An 18,555-nucleotide genomic window follows, 5' to 3' on the forward strand; every position below is an offset into this window, starting at 1 on the left:
GATTAGCAGGCTTGTGAGCTGGGGGATTGTGGATTGAGGAGGTCTAGGCGGCGGTTGGCGGTCAAAGCGGTGATCCGGCAGGCTTCGGCGATGTTGTCGGCGCCGTTGAGGCGGTGCAGATTGATCGCGGTGTTGCGTAGCGTTGCTAGGACCTGTGCGCCGTTTCCGGTATGTGCCCTTTGACGGTCTTCGTCGAAGGTGACGTCGCGTATCCAGTGCAGGCTGTTCTCGATTCCCCAGTGTTGACGCATCCAGGTCATGATCGCGGTAGGGCGGGCGTGCTCGAAGGGCAGGCTGCAGATGGCATAGACCACCTCCACGCTGCGCTGGTCGGTGGCGGTGATCAAGCGTTCACGAGTGATCCGGATGATTTGTTTTGCGTAGGGGAAGCCGATTCCTCGTGCAGCGGTGATGATTTGCAGGGTGCGGGTCTCGACACGGCCGTGGCCGCGGGAGTCGTCGGTAGCGGCTGTGGGCACCTCGGCCCAGGGCAGCGCGGTGATACGCGCAAGTATTTTGGCTTGGTTGGACTTGACGATCATCAGGTAGTGCGACTTCAAGGTGGCGCAGATCAACTTCGCGGTGACGACCTGGGTATGCATCGCATCCACGGTGACCAGCCACCGCAAGCTACCCGGCAGCAGCGTGAGCAGGGCACGTACGCAGGGAATTTCATTGCTTTTCTCGGCGACAGCGAGTTGACCGAGCACCAATCGGGCACGGTGGGCGAACACCGACACGAGATGCGTGGCTGTCGCTTTGGCGCGTAAAGCACCACGCAGCATCTTGCCGTCCAACGCGATCGGCACCAATCCACTGGGGTCGCTGCTGGCCACGTGTGCAGTGAAGTAACTGCCCATCCTGGCGTTGAGGTCGGCGGGGTCTAGCCGAGACAAAACAGCGCGGAAGGTCTTCTCACTGGGCCGCCGGAACCGGACCCCTAATTGGGCCAACACATCATCGGGAGCGGTGGCCGCCCATGTGGCAAAACCAGCATAGCCGCGCATCCCCGCGGCAGTGGCCAGAACCGCGATCGCCAACAAAGCCACCAGCGAATACCTCCGACCGCGTGGGTCCCTCGGGTCTGGCACCGAGGCCAACACATCGAGAAACTCCGATCCGATGAGCTCGCTGCGCTCACCAGGACTCCAGCAGTCGAACACCTCTGGAACCGACGACACACGCAATACTGAAACGGTAGGCACGGGCAACTCCAGACCAACGACGAACAGTAACCAACTCGATCGTTCTCCAGATAGCCCGTGCCTACACTCCGGCCCCAATAGCGCGGCACCAAAGATCATCAACCCAGCTCACAAGCCTGCTAATCAACAACGCCGGAGCCCTGGATGCCCAGCTGGCCGCGGGTTAAAGGCAATCCGCCCTGGCGTGGCCCCACTGATCAACCTCCGATAATACCTATAGCAAGCGGGAAATGGCGCCCATGCAAGCTGGAAAGCTATGCGTTTAGACTTTCCGCAACCAACCTCACCAGCAATAGCAGGCAAAGATCTCATCTACCTTTGCTCGGGCGGTCAGGGCCGCCCTGGCTTTCGAGCATCTGCGGAAAACGTCTGTGGACGACCCAGGGCATATGTCGCGATTCTGTATAGGTCGACTCGAATTCAAAATATGAACACAAATTGTCGCGCCGGGGTTGAAACTGTTCAATATAAGACATGAATGTCTCATTGATGGGTGCGCATGGCCGCCCATCGGGCGGGGAAGCCAGTCTCGGGGTTAGGCGGGTTGTCTATCGCCGGTGGTTGCGTTGCTCCGTCTGCCGGCTCCGGTGTGATGTCAAAGGGCACCCTGAACAGTAAGCTTATGCTGAAATTCCGCGCCTGGGTGCACCCGTCGCACGGTTTGGGTTGCGTCACCACTGGTTGTGGTCACGCGGAGAGGCGCCCACCGGGGATGGGTTGAATGGGCTTTCCAAACACAGGTATTTTCCGCTGCTCTGTGGTCCACGGCGGCTCCGGTCCGTGCCCCGAAGATGTGCCTCTGATAGTTCGGCGGGCAGCGTAACTACGGGTGGAACTGAGATTGGTTTTGAAAAAATACTGGGTTGCATACAATTTGTTGCCAGGGCGCATAGGTGTCGTTAGCCGCTGACATGCCTCGTATAATAGAGGCAATCTGGTCAATGACATCATTCTTATCCTTCGGCATAATATAGTTTCGGTGTTGGGGCGGCGGTAGATCCCTATTGTCGCTGTCTTGGTGATTGTCAGACCGGCACTGGTGGTAGTGCGGATGCAACCCGAAAATGGTGACGTATGATGTGTCTGATTCTGGTGCCTATGCAGATATTGACCACCTCGACCCGGAAGTGATACCGCGTGACCTCAACAAAATAGCATTGCCGTGGCCTATAATTGTCAGGGCGACAGCAGAATCGGTCGCCCCGATATTGGTAGCCCAGGGTGATGGTTCGACGATAAGTGGTCGTATTAGCATTGATGGCGAGGTTAAGGGATGAACGTACGTCGAACGGTGTGAATGCGCGGACCTTATGTCCGGTGAAGGGGCTAGGACAAAAACGCAGGAGAAGCCGGGCAGATCAGCAGATACACGCTGCCTACGACGCGAAGCGCGCCAAAGATCAGTCCTCAGACACCTCAGCGAGTCGATCCACGATCCTGGCGAAATCACGACGCTGAAGAAGACGCTGAAGAATCAGACAACGTCGTCGTACACACCTCTTGGCTTGGCCTGCGTTGGTTTACCCGGGCACGGATAGGTCCGGCAGGGACGATGGGTAGTGGAATGGCAACGGGGAAATCCCCATCGAGTGAGTGGATTTCAGCCTCGCGGATGATCGTGGCTAGCGCTAGGCTCGCTTCGAGCATGGCGAAATGATCCCCGAGGCAGGAACGCCCGCCGCCTCCGAATGGCAGATACTGCCAGCGGTCGCGGCCTTTGGATTTCTTCGGAGCGAACCGATCGGGATCGAACGCTAGCGGATCGTCCCAGAGTGCGGGGTCGCGGTGCATGGCGTACACACCGACAAGGCAGTAGGTGCCAGCTTGCACGCGATACCCATCCACCTCGATATCTTGCATGGCTCTTCGCGCCACCGTGGGGCCCGGCGGGCACAGCCGCATAGCTTCTTGCAGCACTTGGATCGTGTATCCGAGGCGAGGGACTTCGGCAGGCGTTAACGGACGATCGCCCAGTTCAGCAGCCTCAGCGGCGAGTCGATCCTGTAGCTGGGAATGTTGCCCTAGCGCCCAAAGTGCGTAGGTCAGCACCGTCGAGGTGGTGTCTTCGCCGAGGATCATGAAATAGACCATCTCGTCACAGATCTGCTGGTCAGACAAGGACTCTCCGGTGTTGGGGTCAGTCGCATCAATCAGGGCCCTAATCAGCGGTGCTTCTCGACTCGGATCAGCCCCGCACGCCGCCAGCATGTCGGCCGCGATCTTGTACATAGCGTCGTAGGCGCCCCGAGCCCTTCGTCGCGCTGGGGTCGGTAGCCAGTGCGGCGCGCGCACAGGTCGTGCGGAACGATCAGCCGCCCATTTCGCCGCCAATGTCACGCCAGTGGTGATCACGTCAGCCTTGTCCTGTAGGTCCAGCCCAAAAACCGAGTGCCCCACGACACGAAGAACCAGCGCGTGAGAAGCCGCGTTCAGATCGACCTCCGCGCCGTCAGGCCATCCCAGGAGTATGTGATTGGCTGCCTCGGACATGTGTCCAGCAAATCCGGCGACGCGCTGCTTGGTGAATATCGGCTGCAGTGTGCGCCTTCGTGGAAGCCAGGTGTCGTGCGGGAGGTTCAGCACGCTCTCGCCGATGGTGCGACGCAGATCCTTCAAGAGTGGCAGCGTTCCTCGGTCCGACAACGCACCTGAGCGCCCCAAGACGTCGCGAGCCCCTTGGGGTGAAGTGACCATGACCATTGGTGGTACGAGCCGTTTGGGACCCAGCCAGATACGAGTCACCGACCCACCAGCGTCACGCAGGGCCTCACTGCCAACATGAAGCGTCTTGAGCGCCTTCAGCTGTTGCCAGTAAGGCAGTGGGTTTCTCGGCGCCAAGGGCAAAGAACGGATATCGGGCGGATCAACCACCAAGACAACCCTTTCAACCAAGTATCTCGTCGGACGTTGCGTTCGATCAAAGGCACTGAACTCCATTTGGCCAGCCCGAAGCCTTCGGCCGCTGTACTGCCGATAGGGCGAGAGGCTGCTGAGATTTCGACACCAATCAAAGAGCGTTGGCCTCAAGGGATTCTCAATGAATCTGGATGACCCAGCATGGTCGCGTTGGTTTCTTCCCCGACCGTCCGTGCCGGGCCGCGATGTCGACGATCTGCTCACATCAGACTGCGCCGTACATGCGTTTGTGTTCGGAGATCGCTGTTGATCGGAACGGGTGGGAGGTTTCGTCGGGAGGCTGTGGTGGTTGCCGTTGGTGGGTAGCGTGAGGTTGCGCGGTCTGCGATAGTGCTTATAGATCAGCGGGATTCGCGTTTCCCGTGCTGCGCGGTGCGGGTCGGTGGGTCGATGTTGCTGATGGCCGAGAGTGTCGGGTCTTGCGAATAGTTCTGCTACACAACATGATCCGTAACTCAGAATCGTTATCTGCTGATGTGAGAGGTGTTTAGCGGCGTCGCGAGGGTCAGATGCAACGATGCGGTGTAGCTGTTGCCCCGAGTTGGCTCACTTTAGTGCGCCTCGTCAGCGAGGACGTGAATCGGCAGCGGCTCGGAATCCGCCGGCGAGGCGCCGTATTAGTGCGCAAGCCTCGGCTAAACCACTCCCAAAGTTCAAGGCGCCACAGCTACCGCGAACCGCCAATCGTGAGCCAAATCAGGACAGGCCACCTCAACGGTGGCCGGCGCTCCCGTTACCGCAGGTCAATCCGTCACGGCGTCGGTGATCTATCACCCACAGCAAATGGGTGCTGACCCTGACCCTGGCGACCCTGGCGGGGTGCTCGCGGTCGTGGGAGTCTGCCGGCTGCGGCGGGCGCGATTCGGGCGCGATAACTGCCCAGCGGGCCTGCCGACAACAGCTCGGATCTCGCACGCTAAGCGGTTTTGCGGACCAGCGACAACATCAGCTGACGGCGACTGCTGTTGGCCTCAGCCAGGTTGCGCAGCGCCTCGTGCACCGAATGCGCGACCGGAAACATCGTTGCCATGTCCTCACCCAGTAGCTCAACCACGGCCGGGCCTGCGACCAAGGTCCATTCCGCTCCCGCGGCGTGGCACTCCTCATCGATGGCGGCCAGCAGCGAGATCCCGGCCGGAGAAAAGTGACTGACGTCGCCGACATCGAGGACCACCGGGTTCGTCCCGTGGATGAAGTGCTGGATGCGCTCGGTGACCTGATCGACATTGACGGCATCGATCTCGCCCCGGATGGTCACGATGGTGGCCAGGTGGCGGCAGTGCGCGCGGACCACCGCGCCGCTGCACTCGAAGGTGCCATTTTTCTGTCGATCGGCGAAGCTCGACGCAGTGATCGCGATACCCATCAGCGGCCCCCATTCCCCTTGGCGTTGTGTAGCTCGGACCCGGTCAAATTCTGTCTCCCAACGCTGCACGTCAAAACTAAGGAGACCAACAGTTGCGTCTAACTCTTTGCTAAAGATGTGAGGCCGGCGACCCGCCGCGCGCTTCCCAACCGGTGCACAGGCTTCGTGCGGCATTTCGGGCGAGCGGAGCTGCTAGGCTGCCGATTGCCCGTCGGGGGGCTCGTGAGGTGGCTGGATCCCCGGGTCAGCCGCACTAGCAGGCGAACCAGACAGCGGATTTCTAGATGGTAGAGAGCGCGGAAAGACCATCGTGCGCAGCCCAATGCTCCAGGGTGAGATCAAAGCCCTGACGGGACTCCGCATCGTCGCCGCGGTGTGGGTGGTGCTGTTTCACTTCCGCCCCATGCTGGCCGATGCATCGCCGGATTTTCGGGAGAACCTCGCTCCGGTGCTCAACTGCGGCGCACAGGGCGTCGACCTGTTCTTCATCCTCAGTGGGTTCGTGCTGACCTGGAACTATCTCGATCGCATGGGCCATTCGTGGTCGACGCGGGCGACCCTGCACTTTCTGTGGCTGCGGCTGGCCAGGGTGTGGCCGGTGTACCTGGTCACCATGCACCTTGCCGCGCTGTTGGTGATCATGACCCTGCACGTGGGGCATGTGCCGCTGCCCGAGGTCGGTCAGCTCACCGCGGTCAGCTACATACGCCAGGTGCTGATGGTGCAATTGTGGTTTCAGCCCTTCTTCGACGACTCCAGCTGGGATGGGCCGGCCTGGTCGATCAGCGCGGAATGGCTGGCCTACCTGCTGTTCGGCGCACTGGTTCTGGTCATCTTCCGGATGACGCATGCCACCCGGGCGCGCAACCTGATGTGGTTGGCGTTCGCGGCGTCGTTGCCCCCGGTGATCCTGTTGCTGGCCAGCGGCCAGTTCTACACGCCCTGGAGCTGGTTGCCCCGAATTGTCACCCAATTCGTTGCGGGTGCGCTGGCCGCCGCCGCCGTGCGCCGATTGCGGCTGACCGACCGGGCCCGGCGGGCCTCCGGCTACCTGTCGGTCCTGCTGATCGCTGCCATCGTGGGCATCCTCTACCTGGTTGACGCGCACCCGATAAGCGGAGTCGTGGACAGCGGCGGGGTGGTCGACGTGCTGTTTGTGCCGTTGATAGTCACCCTCGCGGTCGGCGTGGGTAGTCTGCCGAGGTTGCTGTCGACTCGGGTCATGGTTTACGGCGGTGAGATCTCGTTCTGCTTGTACATGGTTCACGAGCTGGTGCACACGGCATGGGGTTGGGCGGTGCTGCAATTCGAGCTCACGCCGCAGGACAATCCGTGGAAATGGAATGTCATCGGCCTGCTTGTGATCGCCGTGGCGGCCTCGGTACTGCTGTACCACTTCATCGAAGAGCCAGCCCGGCGCTGGATGCGTAGGATGGTCGATGTCAGAGCCGTGACGGCCAGAATCGAGCCCAGCGAGCCGGTGAACGGTAAGCGCAATCAGGCCGATGGTGCGCTGGAAGGGTTTTCGGCTCGCGCGGTTTGAACAGTGGCGCGCTTGGCCGTGATTCATCGGGCGTGACACGTGGGATGCGTCATTTGCGAGGTAGCGACGGGTTCCCCGTATGATTTGATTTGCGTGCGGCACACAATGATTCGGTCTGTGGTGGAGGTGGTGGTGAGTCGTCTGGTCATGGTCGTGATCGGTCTCACCCTGCTCGTCGGTGTGGTCGTTGGATTTCCGCTGCGCCCGCTGCACCCGGCGCGGGCGCGCGCATACGACGCCCTGACCGTGGACTATCGGCTCAGCCATATCGCGGTGATCGGTGATTCCTACACCACCGGCACCGATGAGGGCGGCCGGGGACCGAATGCGTGGACTTCTCTTGCCTGGCGAGAGCTGGCCCAGCGAGGCATGCGGATCAACGCCGACGTCGCCGCGGAGGGCAGGGCCGGTTACGGCATGCCCGGCGACCACGGCAGTGTGTTCGAGGATCTGACCGCCGGTGCGGTCAAACCCGACGATGCACTGGTCGTGTTCTTCGGCTCGCGCAACGACCAAGGGGTGGACCTAGGGCTGCTCGGCGACCGGGCGCGCAATGCATTCGACCTGGCGCACCGCGTCGCGCCCTCGGCGCGGCTACTGGTGATCGGACCGCCATGGCCGACCCCTGACGTACCCATTCCGGTGTTGCAGATTCGCGACGTCGTCCGCGCGGCCGCCGGCTTCGCACAAGCCGAGTTCGTCGATCCGATCGCAGAAGGCTGGTTCTTTGACCGCCCCGACCTGATCGGCGCGGACGGTGTGCACCCCAACGACGCCGGACATGCATATTTGGCGGATAAGATTGCGCCGCTGATCGGCGCGCGGCTGGCCGGTTAATTCCAGGTAACTTGATTAGCTCCAAACGCGAAGTTGCGCTGGGTGTTTAGCGAGCATGCGGCTGACTTCTCAGTCTTCGGCGTGCCGTTCGTAGTCCCAACGCTCAAGGCGCGCTTGCAATTGCATGAGGCCGAGTCCCGCGAGCGGCGTGACGACCGTGGCGAATACCAACAGCATCGGACTCATATCTGAACCTCCAAAGCTCTTTTATTCCTAGCACGTTCGGCGCCCCCGCGTGGTTCATTCGCCAGAAAACTCGCCGAGGAATTTGGCCGTGATGACCGGCAATCGCCCGGGTCAGCCCGCGGCCAGGGCACGATCGGCGAGCGCGCCGATGACGGGTGCCAGTAGCTGCGCGTATTCGGTCGTCAGGTGATTGTCGTCGCGGAACACCAGGGTGTTTCCGATGATCGTGGGGCAGCGATCCGGGGTGCAGAACAGGTCGGTCAGGTCCGCGTAGTGGCCCCCGCCGGCTTCGGTGGCAGTCTGTTCGGCGGCGACGCCGCCGGCGTTGGTAGCAGCGGAGCGCGACGGTGCGCATGCGCCGGCGTCGTCGAGATGGGCGGAAAGGCAGGTGGGCACCGACGACTGCGGATCCGCGACGGGCCCCAGGACCAGGACGCTCGAACCATTGCGACGCAGCTGCGCCACGGTCCGGTTCAAGGTGTCGATCCATGCGGGGTCATACGAGGCGAAGCTGAAGTCCGGTTGATAGCGCCGGCTCATGCTCAGCACCACCAACCGTGGCCGTTCGCTCTGTAGCCGCCCCATGATCTCGCCGCGCCACTGCTCACACTCGGTGTACTCGCGGCCCAGATACGGGCTGAGGATTGGTAGATCCTGCATCGGGCAGGTCACTTTGGCCAGCGTTTCAAGGCGCCAGTGGCGCTGTTCGGCAACCAATTGCAGCGCCGGGTCCCACATCGCGGCGTGCGAGTCGCCGACCAGGGCCACCGTTGTCGGCGAGGCGGTGTCGGCCGTTGCGCACTCGCTTTGACCGAGGTCGCGCCAGGAGCGCAGGCACCCGTTGACGAACACCGCCGCCTTGTCGCCGGGCGCGGCGGCCAGCGGTGGATTCAGGTTGGACGGGACCGCGCCCAGGCCGGCGGAGGCCGCGACCGCCGCGCGCACCGCGGCGAACGCCTGCTGGACCGCCGCCTCCTGTGGGCTGAGTGCTCGCTGGGGTAGCGCGGCCGGGGGCAGCGCAATGATCTTGGCTTCCGGGGCCGCGGTTCCATGGCCGTCCGGTACCGGTATCGCGGTGAGCAGCAGCGCGCACGCGCACGCCGCGGCCGCGGTGGCCGCCGCCGCCAGTGTCAGGCTGGCCCGGACCGATCGCAATGCCGCGGTGAACCGCCCTGGATTCTCGACCAGATACATCGTGATCACCGCCAGGCCGGCGGAGACGGTCGTAGCGGCCAGCCGGGCCGGCAGGCCCGCGGGGTCACCCAGCAGCGTCGGCAGGAGCAGCAGCACCGGCCAGTGCCAGAGGTACCACGAGTAGGACACCCGGCCGATGGCGCGCATGACGGGCCGGCACAGCACCCGCCCGACCCCCATGGCACCGGTGACGCAGCCACTGCCGATCACCAGCGCGGTGCCCAGTACCGGCAGCAGCGCCGCCGTGCCGGGATACGGGGTGTTCGGGCCCAGTTGGGTGCAGGTGAGTAGCAGCAGCGCCAAACCGCCCCATCCGACGATGGTCGCCGGGACCAGCGGAAGCCGGCGCCACTGCTGCATCGTTAGGGCAACCAGGCCACCGACGGCGAGTTCCCAGGCCCGGGTCGGCAGCGAGAAGAACGCCCATGGCGGCGAGGTGCGGGTCCAGATTGCCGCGGCTGCCAGCGATGCCGCGGCCACCAGCACCAGGACCACCGCGTACGGGGTGGCGCCGCGGTTGTTCTTCCCGATACGTCGTAGCAACCACGCGGTTGCGATGATCAGCGCCGGCCAGACCAGATAGAACTGTTCCTCCACCCCGAGCGACCAGTAGTGCTGGAACGGCGATGGCGGCAGATCGGAGGCCATGTAGTCGGTGCCTTGCACGGCGAACCGGTAGTTGCCGACATAGAGGGCGCTGGCGATGCCGTCCACGAAGACCCGTCGTGCTTGTAGCGGCGGCAGCACAATGGCTGAGACGATCGCCGTGGCGACGCCCACGGTTGCCGCGGCCGGCAGCAGCCGGCGAGCGCGCGCACCATAGAAGCGGCCCAGCGCGACCGTATTCGTGGTGGTCACTTCGCGCCAAAGCAGCCCGGTGATCAGGAAACCGGAGATGACGAAGAACACGTCCACGCCGATGTAGCCGCCGGAGATCCCCGGAATACCCGCGTGGTACAGGACAACCGCCACCACCGCGATCGCGCGCAGGCCCTCGATGTCGGGGCGAAACGCGATTCGCGGACCGGGCCGCTGCGCTGCGCGGAGCTGGCTGGCGGACCGATCCTGCCGGATTGTCATCAACGTCGTCTTGTCATCAATTTGGTCGGTTCGTGGGGGCCGCACGCATGGCTAGGACGCCATCCAGGCGAGTTCACCGGGAAGGTGCTCGCGCCAGTACTCCGCGTCATGCCCGCCGGGGGAGAAACTGCCCGCCGGTGGATTCTTCAGCTGGTTCACGAATTGGCGGGTGGCGAAGTAAAAGCGGTCGCTGGTGCCGCAATCCACGCGCAGTGGAATCTGGTTGAGCGCCGGCAGACCCACCACGCGGTGCGCCATCCAATCGTCGTAGCTGTCAAAGGCTCCCGGCGCGCTGCCGGTGAAGGAGCTGAACAGGGCCGGGCTTATCGCACAGATCCCTGCGGTCCGTGCCGGGCCCAGCCGGGCCCCCAGCAGCAGCGCCCCGTATCCGCCCATCGACCAGCCCAGAAAACCTACCCGGGAGGTGTCCATCCCCATCGCGGCCAACATCGGCAACAGCTCCTCGAGCACCATTGCGCCGGAGTCCCCGCCGGAGGCCCTGCGGTGCCAGTAGGAGGTCTTGCCGCCGTCCACGCCCACCACGGCGAAGGGCGGCTTGCCGGACTTCACCAGCTGTGCGAGGCCTTCTTCGACACCGAGGTCGAGCATCATGCCCGCGTTGCCGTCCTTGCCGTGCAGGGCGATAACCGGACGCAGCAAGCCGGTCTGGCCGGGCGGAAGGGCGATCACCCAATTCGTCTTGATGCCGCCGCGAGCAGCCGAGATGAACGAGCCGGACAACCTGGTCGGCAGGCTGCTCCCGGCCGCCGGGGGCTCAAACGGAGCGGGTGCCTGCGGTGGGGCCGCCTTGGGTTCGAGGGGATTCAGCCATGCGCTCAGCGCCCACATCCCGGCGGCTCCTGCGCTGGTGCCGGCTCCCATACGCAGCACCGCGCGACGGGTCAGGTCAGCCACGAGCGCCATGATGCCGTGCCGACACCGGGTTTCCGGCCGAGGCACGCCGGACAACCGGGCAACGTAATTGTCGCGTGACATCCCGGCGTGCCCGGTGAGCGCGGCTAATCCACAGCGAGCCGTTGTGTAGCGAAGTTGCCGAAAAGTGCGGCGCGTAGATTCCGTTGTGGAGCAATGCGATGTGACCAGTGATGGCGGGCCTTGTTGCCCGGGACCTATCCAGGAGGTGCACCGTGCCGGTGAACGCGGTTGTGGGATACGACGGCTCGCCGGGGGCGAGCACGGCGATAGACGCCGGTGCGTTGTTGTTCCCAGGAGCGCGCGGATGGATCACCTATCTCTGGGTTCCGCCGTTCGCCAGCGAAAAGGTGCGCCGGCGTCTGCGGCCCATGGCCAGCAACACCAACGAGTTGGTCGAGATGGTGGAGCGCGAGGGGGAGCTCGAGGCCCGGCGAGTGGTCGCGATGGGCGCGACCCTGGCCCGCGCCGCCGGATGGGATGCCGAACCGGTGCTCAAGCGGACTTGGGGGCCCGAAGGACTGCGCATGGCCGAGGAAGCCGACGAAGTTCAGGCAGACCTGGTACTCGTCGGCACCCGGGGGCTCGGCGGGACGCAAGCGGTGCTGGGCAGCGTGGCCGACATGGTGCTGCACCGCTGCCCGCGACCGGTGGTCGTGGTGCCCAATCCGATGCTGGCAGCCGAGTACGACGCGCTGCCGAAGGGGCCGATGGTGGTGGGATGGGACGGCTCGGCCGGCTCGGAAACGGAGTTGGCGGCGGCCAGACGCCTGTGCCCGGACCGGGAGGTGGTGCTGGTGTTCGTCGGCGACGGTAGTGCGCCTCCGCCCGCGGCGGGCGTGGGAGAGCTTCGGCAGCTGAGTGTCGAACGTGGTCGCGGTTTCCACGCTCGAGCCGTCTCCGAAGCGCTCGTAGCGGCCGGACAGGACAACGGCGCGGCCCTGCTGGTGGTCGGCTCGCGGGGACATTCCGGCGCGCGCGAGACATTGCTTGGCAGCGTCGCAATGGGCACCGTGCACCACTCCCATCGGCCGGTCCTGGTGGTGCCGAGCGGGTGGCAGGTTCCCGCCGACTCCTGAGCGCCGACGGGGCGCTTGGACCTAGGTCCGCGCGGTGGGTGACTTCCGGCTCTGACCCCGCAGGGGTTTGATCAGGCAGGGTGGGAGCCATGACTTGTCGGTTTCCTGGCGAGGTGAGGTGATTGTCGGTATCGGTGACCGCCACCGCGGCCCATCACGGTCTGCCGGCCCACGAAGTGGTGCTGTTGCTGGAGACCGATCCGCACCGCGGATTGTCCGATGGCGAGGCGGCCGAGCGACTGCAGCGATTCGGGCCCAACGCCCTGCCGCTGGCCAAACGTGGTGGCTTGCTGCTGCGCATTCTGCGGCAGTTTCACCACCCGCTGATCTATGTGCTGCTGGTTGCCGGGGCGATCACCGCGGGCTTGCAGGAGTACATCGACTCCTCGGTGATCTTCGGGGTGGTCGTCCTCAACGCAATCGTGGGTTTCATTCAGGAGTCCAAGGCCGAGTCGGCGCTGGAGGGGCTGCGGTCCATGGTGCGCACCCAGGCCACGGTGATTCGGGACGGCCACGAGCACACCGTGGCTTCCGAAGATCTCGTTCCCGGAGATTTGGTGCTGCTCGAGAGCGGCGACAAGGTGCCGGCCGATCTGCGACTGGTGCGAGCAACGGAACTGCACCTCAACGAGTCGGCGCTGACCGGGGAGTCGGCGGCGGTCCACAAATCCGTGGCCGTACTGCCGGAGGCAACTCCGGTAGCCGACCGACTCAACATGGTCTATTCGGGCACCTTGGTTACCGCGGGCCGGGGCGCGGGCATCGCGGTCGCGACCGGCGCCGAGACTGAACTGGGCGAAATTCATCGCCTCGTCGGGGCTGCGGAAACGCTCATGACGCCGCTGACCGCCAAACTCGCCTGGTTCAGCAAGGTCCTGACCATCGCCATCCTGGGTCTGGCGGCGGTCACCTTCGCCGTCGGGCTGCTTCGGCAGCAGGACGCCGTCGAGACCTTTACCGCCGCGATCGCGCTGGCGGTCGGTGCGATTCCCGAAGGCCTGCCGGCCGCGGTGACGATCACCTTGGCGATTGGGGTGGCCCGCATGGCCAGGCGCCGCGCCGTCGTCCGGCGCCTGCCGACGGTGGAGACGCTGGGCGGCACCACGGTGATCTGTACCGACAAGACCGGAACGCTGACCGAAAACCAGATGACCGTTCAGGTGATCTGGACCCCCGACGACGTCGTTGAGGTGACCGGCACCGGCTACGCACCCGACGGCATCCTGCAGGATTGCGATGGCGCACCGATGTCGATGGACGCGAATGCGGCGTTGCGCTGGTCCTTGATCGCCGGGGCGAGCTGCAACGATGCCGCGCTCACCCATGACGACGCGCGCTGGGACATCGTCGGCGATCCCACTGAGGGGGCGATGCTCGTCGTTGCCTCAAAGGCCGGGCTCGACCTCGGGCGACTCGCGTCCGGAATGCCACGAGAGGCGGCCATCCCGTTCAGCTCCGAGCGCCAGTACATGGCCACGTTGCATCGCGACGGTGCCGATCGTGTGGTGCTGGCCAAGGGCGCGGTGGAGCGAGTGCTCGAGCTGTGCAGCTCGCAGATGGGTGCCGACGGCGCATTGCGCCCGCTGGAGCCTGGCGCTGTCGTGGACGCTGCCGAAATGCTCACCGCCCGAGGTTTGCGGGTCCTGGCCACCGCGGTGCGTGTTGGCGGCAGTCCCCTGGAGCTCAACGAAGACACGCTGCCGGGCGACCTGGCGTTCACCGGGTTGCACGCGATGCTCGATCCGCCCCGGGGGGCCGCGCGGCGTGCGGTGGCGGCCTGTCACACCGCCGGCATCGACGTGAAGATGATCACCGGTGATCACGCCGGCACTGCCACGGCGATCGCGGCGCAGGTGGGGTTGCTCGACGATGGCGGACCCGGCCCGGGTGCCGTTCTTACAGGCCCTGACCTCGCCGCGCTGGACGCCGAAGACTATTCCGACGCCGTGGACCAGGCCACCCTGTTCGCCCGGGTCTCGCCCGAGCAGAAGCTGAGACTGGTCCAGGCCCTACAGGCCAGAGGGCACGTGGTCGCGATGACCGGCGACGGCGTCAACGATGCGCCGGCGCTGCGGCAGGCCAGCGTTGGTGTCGCGATGGGCCGAAGCGGCACCGAAGTCGCCAAGGACGCGGCTGACATGGTGCTGACGGATGACGACTTCGCCACCATCGAAGCTGCGGTCGAAGAGGGACGCGGGGTATTCGACAATCTGACGAAGTTCATCACCTGGACACTGCCCACCAACATCGGTGAAGGGTTGGTGATCCTTGCCGCCATCGCATTCGGCACCGCCCTGCCGATCTTGCCGACTCAGATCTTGTGGATCAATATGACCACCGCGATCGCGCTCGGACTGATGCTGGCGTTCGAGCCCAAAGAGGCGGCCATCATGTCCCGTCCGCCGCGCGACCCGGACCAGCCGTTGTTGACGCGCACGCTGGTGGGGCGCATTCTGCTGGTCTCCACGCTGCTCGTGGCCTCAGCCTGGTGGCTGTTCGAATGGGAGGTCGGCAAGGGCGCCAGTGTCGAAGCTGCCCGGACCGCGGCGCTGAACCTCTTTGTTGTCGTTGAGGCGTTCTACCTCTTCAGTTGTCGGTCGCTGACCCGCTCGGCCTGGCGGATCGGCTTCTGGTCCAACCGCTGGATCATTTTTGGGGTCGCTGCTCAAGCGATCGCTCAACTTGCCATCACCTACCTTCCCGCGATGAACGCGGTCTTTGCGACGGCGCCGATCGGCGCCCCGGTATGGCTGCGTATCTTCGGCGTCGCCACCGTGGTCAGCTTGGTTGTGGCCGCCGACAAGTTGGTGCGCAGGATAGCCCCAGCACAGCGCAGGTAATTCTGACCTACGTGCACTGTTGCTCACGGACATCACTAGACTCAACGGCGCGGTGCGGGAGCGATGGGCTGGTGCGGTTTTTGGTCCGCTTCCCAGGAGTGGCACATAGGTGCTGTCGGGATGGCGTCGTTTTCGCTCGGCGGAATGCATCGCAGGATTGAACTCGCCCCCGGGCCCGTGGGTGGGTATCGAGGCATTCCATGGCCACAAGTACACCGCGCGCGATCGGGTCGCGGTATTTGCGTGCGGGCTAGCGGAGAAGAAAGGCTAGATGACTAGTTTATCTATCCATCAAGAAAACGCTGAACTGCAATTAAACGATCAAATCTACGGCGACGATCCGTTGTCCGATCGTGAAACGGGACTTTATCGCGCTGAATACGTGATGAGTTTTATGGAGAAATGGGGCGAGCTGATCGACTGGGATGCTCGCTCCGAGTCCGAGGGGCGGTTCTTTGTTGACGTGCAGCGCGCCCGCGACAAGCAGAACATTCTCGACGTCGCGACGGGCACCGGGTTTCACTCGGTGCGTCTCACTGAGGCGGGATTCAATGTGACCAGTGCTGATGGTTCGGCGGCGATGCTGGCCAAGGCATTTGAGAACGGTCGCAAGCGGGGCCTCATCCTGCGAACCGTGCAGGCCGATTGGCGGGAGCTGAACCGCGACATCCAGGGCAAGTACGACGCCATCATTTGTCTTGGCAACTCGTTCACTCACTTGCATGATGAACACGATCGGCGTCGGGCCCTGGCCGAATTTTATGCGGCATTACGCCATGATGGGATTCTCATCCTCGACCAGCGAAATTATGATGAGATACTCGATCACGGGTTCAAGTCAAAGCACAAATATTACTACTGTGGTGATCAGGTGACGGCGGAGCCGGAATATGTCGATGAGGGCCTCGCTCGTTTCAAGTACGATTTCCCGGACGGCTCGGAATACACGCTGAACATGTTTCCGCTGCGGAAGTCCTATGTTCGTCGCTTGATGCGCGAAGCGGGCTTTACGGCGGTGCGCACCTACGGGGATTTCCAGGAATCCTACGAGGAGACCGAACCCGATTTCTTCATCCATGTCGCGGAGCAGGGCTCCGGCGTTGTTGATTAGCAGGCTTGTGAGCTGGGTTGATGATCTTTGGTGCCGCGCTATTGGGGCCGGAGTGTAGGCACGGGCTATCTGGAGAACGATCGAGTTGGTTACTGTTCGTCGTTGGTCTGGAGTTGCCCGTGCCTACCGTTTCAGTATTGCGTGTGTCGCCGGTTCCAGAGGTGTTCGACTGCTGGAGTCCTGGTGAGCGCAGCGAGCTCATCGGATCGGAGTTTCTCGATGTGTTGGCCTCGGTGCCAGACCCGAGGGGCCCACGCGGTCGGAGGTATTCGCTGGTGGCTTTGTTGGCGATCGCGGTTCTGGCCACTGCCGCGGGGATGCGCGGCTATGCTGGTTTTGCCACATGGGCGGCCACCGCTCCCGATGATGTGTTGGCCCAATTAGGGGTCCGGTTCCGGCGGCCCAGTGAGAAGACCTTCCGCGCTGTTTTGTCTCGGCTAGACCCCGCCGACCTCAACGCCAGGATGGGCAGTTACTTCACTGCACACGTGGCCAGCAGCGACCCCAGTGGATTGGTGCCGATCGCGTTGGACGGCAAGATGCTGCGTGGTGCTTTACGCGCCAAAGCGACAGCCACGCATCTCGTGTCGGTGTTCGCCCACCGTGCCCGATTGGTGCTCGGTCAACTCGCTGTCGCCGAGAAAAGCAATGAAATTCCCTGCGTACGTGCCCTGCTCACGCTGCTGCCGGGTAGCTTGCGGTGGCTGGTCACCGTGGATGCGATGCATACCCAGGTCGTCACCGCGAAGTTGATCTGCGCCACCTTGAAGTCGCACTACCTGATGATCGTCAAGTCCAACCAAGCCAAAATACTTGCGCGTATCACCGCGCTGCCCTGGGCCGAGGTGCCCACAGCCGCTACCGACGACTCCCGCGGCCACGGCCGTGTCGAGACCCGCACCCCGCAAATCATCACCGCTGCACGAGGAATCGGCTTCCCCTACGCAAAACAAATCATCCGGATCACTCGTGAACGCTTGATCACCGCCACCGACCAGCGCAGCGTGGAGGTGGTCTATGCCATCTGCAGCCTGCCGTTCGAGCACGCCCGCCCTACCGCGATCATGGCCTGGATGCGTCAACACTGGGGAATCGAGAACAGCCTGCACTGGATACGCGACGTCACCTTCGACGAAGACCGTCAAAGGGCACATACTGGAAACGGCGCACAGGTCCTAGCAACGCTACGCAACACCGCGATCAATCTGCACCGCCTCAACGGCGCCGACAACATCGCCGAAGCCTGCCGGATCACCGCTTTGACCGCCAACCGCCGCCTAGACCTCCTCAATCCACAATTCCCCAGCTCACAAGCCTGCTAATCAACAACGCCGGAGCCCTGTGTCGCGGAGAAGTCCTTGGCCAGTGAGGCGCTGGCCGAGCCCGATATTGATGCGGCGTTGACCGGCACTCGGGCCGAGCCCGCGGCCTACTACGACAGCGATGACGCCAACGCCTTCTACTCGATGATCTGGGGCGGCGAGGACATTCACGTCGGCTGCTACGAGGACACCCGCGATATCGGGGCAGCCGCGAGAAAGACCGTGGACCGCATGGTGCGCCAGTTGACCCGGTTCGACGGCGATACCCGGGTCTTGGACCTGGGGGCCGGCTACGGCGGCTGCGCCCGGCACCTCGCCAGCGACTACGGCAGTTCGGTGACCTGTCTGAACATCTCCGAAGCGCAGAACGAGACGAACCGGGAGCGCAACCGCAATGCGGGCCTGGACGCCAAGATCCGGGTGGTGCACGGCAGCTTTGAAGCGATTCCCGAGCCCGACGGCAGCTACGACGTCGTCTGGTCGCAGGACGCCATCTTGCATGCCGCCGACCGCCGAAAGGTGATCGAGGAGGCGTTCCGGGTGCTCAAAGCCGGTGGCGAGTTGATCTTCACCGATCCGATGCAGGCCGACGAGGTGCCCGACGGTGTGCTGGCGCCGGTGTATGACCGGCTGAACCTGGCCGACCTCGGCTCGATGCGTTTCTATCGCGAAACCGCGTTGGCAGTGGGTTTCGAAGTGGTTGATCAGATCGACCTGGTGCACAACCTGGGGGTCCACTACCAGCGGGTGCTCGAGGAACTCGAGACCCGCCGTCGTGAACTCGAGGAGCATTCGTCCACCGAGTACCTGGACAAGATGCGGGTCGGCCTGCGGAACTGGGTGGACTCCGCGCGTGAGGGGCACCTGGCCTGGGGCATCCAGCACTTCCGCAAGCCCCACTGACGTACCCGAGCCACCCCGGCAACTCGGTCGCACACCGATT

At 63.8% G+C, this 18,555-nt stretch carries 13 protein-coding genes; 8 read left to right on the forward strand and 5 right to left on the reverse strand.

Going from position 1 to position 18,555, the window contains the following annotated elements:
• Window positions 1–2: 2 nt before the first annotated feature.
• Window positions 3–1,205: an ISAs1-like element IS2404/ISMul1 family transposase gene (locus tag MPSD_RS04860; RefSeq protein ID WP_420811872.1), complete on the reverse strand. Its 1,203-nt coding sequence runs from the start codon at window positions 1,203–1,205 to the stop codon at window positions 3–5.
• Between the two features lie 1,064 nt (window positions 1,206–2,269).
• Between MPSD_RS04860 and MPSD_RS30670 the strand changes: the two genes are divergently transcribed.
• Window positions 2,270–2,482, forward strand: coding sequence for an MmpS family transport accessory protein (locus tag MPSD_RS30670; RefSeq protein ID WP_369688772.1), 213 nt, complete (start codon window positions 2,270–2,272; stop codon window positions 2,480–2,482).
• 169 nt (window positions 2,483–2,651) lie between these two features.
• Here MPSD_RS30670 and MPSD_RS04875 read toward each other — a convergent pair whose 3' ends face one another.
• A complete protein-coding gene (locus MPSD_RS04875; protein ID WP_086085780.1) occupies window positions 2,652–4,325 on the reverse strand; it encodes a cytochrome P450 in 1,674 nt (557 codons plus the stop codon).
• Window positions 4,326–5,037: 712 nt separating this feature from the next.
• On the reverse strand, window positions 5,038–5,487 hold the full coding sequence (locus MPSD_RS04890) for an STAS domain-containing protein (RefSeq protein WP_011738902.1): 450 nt from the start codon (window positions 5,485–5,487) through the stop codon (window positions 5,038–5,040).
• 322 nt (window positions 5,488–5,809) lie between these two features.
• Between MPSD_RS04890 and MPSD_RS04895 the strand changes: the two genes are divergently transcribed.
• The gene (locus MPSD_RS04895) at window positions 5,810–7,030 is read left to right on the forward strand and encodes an acyltransferase family protein (RefSeq protein ID WP_172900578.1); all 1,221 of its coding nucleotides are present in this window, start codon (window positions 5,810–5,812) and stop codon (window positions 7,028–7,030) included.
• A 132-nt stretch (window positions 7,031–7,162) separates the two neighbouring features.
• On the forward strand, window positions 7,163–7,867 hold the full coding sequence (locus tag MPSD_RS04900) for an Rv0518 family GDSL lipase (RefSeq protein ID WP_369797338.1): 705 nt from the start codon (window positions 7,163–7,165) through the stop codon (window positions 7,865–7,867).
• Between the two features lie 297 nt (window positions 7,868–8,164).
• Here MPSD_RS04900 and MPSD_RS04905 read toward each other — a convergent pair whose 3' ends face one another.
• Both MPSD_RS04905 and MPSD_RS04910 read right to left on the reverse strand, forming a co-directional pair.
• On the reverse strand, window positions 8,165–10,327 hold the full coding sequence (locus tag MPSD_RS04905; RefSeq protein WP_036426928.1) for an acyltransferase family protein: 2,163 nt from the start codon (window positions 10,325–10,327) through the stop codon (window positions 8,165–8,167).
• Window positions 10,328–10,378: 51 nt separating this feature from the next.
• Window positions 10,379–11,251: an alpha/beta hydrolase gene (locus MPSD_RS04910; protein ID WP_020727513.1), complete on the reverse strand. Its 873-nt coding sequence runs from the start codon at window positions 11,249–11,251 to the stop codon at window positions 10,379–10,381.
• Window positions 11,252–11,475: 224 nt separating this feature from the next.
• Here MPSD_RS04910 and MPSD_RS04915 point away from each other — a divergent pair, with 224 nt between their 5' ends.
• The 5 genes from MPSD_RS04915 to MPSD_RS31020 all read left to right on the forward strand — a co-directional run bounded on the left by MPSD_RS04915 (window position 11,476) and on the right by MPSD_RS31020 (window position 18,515).
• On the forward strand, window positions 11,476–12,339 hold the full coding sequence (locus MPSD_RS04915) for a universal stress protein (RefSeq protein WP_020788693.1): 864 nt from the start codon (window positions 11,476–11,478) through the stop codon (window positions 12,337–12,339).
• Between the two features lie 122 nt (window positions 12,340–12,461).
• Window positions 12,462–15,179, forward strand: a complete 2,718-nt coding sequence (locus tag MPSD_RS04920) for a cation-transporting P-type ATPase (protein WP_086085781.1) — start codon at window positions 12,462–12,464, stop codon at window positions 15,177–15,179.
• 271 nt (window positions 15,180–15,450) lie between these two features.
• Window positions 15,451–16,290 (forward strand): glycine/sarcosine N-methyltransferase, encoded by an 840-nt coding sequence (locus tag MPSD_RS04925; RefSeq protein WP_086085782.1) that lies wholly within the window; start codon window positions 15,451–15,453, stop codon window positions 16,288–16,290.
• Between the two features lie 119 nt (window positions 16,291–16,409).
• Window positions 16,410–17,612, forward strand: coding sequence for an ISAs1-like element IS2404/ISMul1 family transposase (locus MPSD_RS04935; RefSeq protein ID WP_420811873.1), 1,203 nt, complete (start codon window positions 16,410–16,412; stop codon window positions 17,610–17,612).
• Between the two features lie 36 nt (window positions 17,613–17,648).
• Complete coding sequence (locus MPSD_RS31020; RefSeq protein WP_020788691.1) at window positions 17,649–18,515, forward strand: SAM-dependent methyltransferase; 867 nt, start codon at window positions 17,649–17,651, stop codon at window positions 18,513–18,515.
• Window positions 18,516–18,555: the final 40 nt, after the last annotated feature.

The sequence above is a fragment of the Mycobacterium pseudoshottsii JCM 15466 genome, from assembly GCF_003584745.1.
Classification (GTDB): Bacteria; Actinomycetota; Actinomycetes; order Mycobacteriales; family Mycobacteriaceae; genus Mycobacterium; species Mycobacterium marinum.

Coding starts and splice junctions, on each gene's coding strand:
- MPSD_RS30670 (WP_369688772.1), top strand. CDS start 2,270: ATGGTGACGTATGATGTGTCTGATTCTGGTGCCTATGCAGATATTGAC.
- MPSD_RS04890 (WP_011738902.1), bottom strand. CDS start 5,487: ATGGGTATCGCGATCACTGCGTCGAGCTTCGCCGATCGACAGAAAAAT.
- MPSD_RS04895 (WP_172900578.1), top strand. CDS start 5,810: ATGCTCCAGGGTGAGATCAAAGCCCTGACGGGACTCCGCATCGTCGCC.
- MPSD_RS04905 (WP_036426928.1), bottom strand. CDS start 10,327: ATGACAATCCGGCAGGATCGGTCCGCCAGCCAGCTCCGCGCAGCGCAG.
- MPSD_RS04910 (WP_020727513.1), bottom strand. CDS start 11,251: ATGGCGCTCGTGGCTGACCTGACCCGTCGCGCGGTGCTGCGTATGGGA.
- MPSD_RS04925 (WP_086085782.1), top strand. CDS start 15,451: ATGACTAGTTTATCTATCCATCAAGAAAACGCTGAACTGCAATTAAAC.